Annotated in this window: 1 protein-coding gene; it reads left to right on the forward strand. The window is 36.9% G+C overall.

From position 1 onward, the window contains the following. The coding region (locus tag SAZ04_RS21695) for an IS256 family transposase (protein ID WP_332699588.1) at positions 1-442 on the forward strand (442 nt) is incomplete at both ends.

A 442-nucleotide genomic window follows, 5' to 3' on the forward strand; every position in this document is an offset into this window, starting at 1 on the left:
CTGGCTTTTCTGAAGCCATCCAATCTATTTTTCCGCAAACAGAAATTCAACTGTGTGTGATCCATCAAATCCGCAACTCTATGAAATATGTATCATACAAAGAACAGAAGCAAGTAATGGCGGATTTAAAGAAAGTCTATCAAGCTTTAACGATTGAAGAAGCTGAATTGGCTTTCCAAGAGTTTAAGGACAAATGGGGGAAGAAACATCCCATCATTATTCGATCTTGGGAAACAAATTGGATTGAACTGACAGCCTACTTCAGTTATCCGCCTGACATTAGAAGAATGATTTATACGACCAATATAATTGAAGGTTATCATAGACAGCTTAGAAAAGTAACGAAAACAAAAACAGCCTATCCAACGGATGAGGCTTTGAGAAAAATTATTTATTTAGCAACTATAGAGGCTTCAAAAAAATGGACTATGCCGGTGAGAGG

The sequence above is a fragment of the Halalkalibacter lacteus genome, from assembly GCF_036663595.1.
Taxonomy (GTDB): Bacteria; Bacillota; Bacilli; order Bacillales; family Bacillaceae_D; genus Halalkalibacter; species Halalkalibacter lacteus.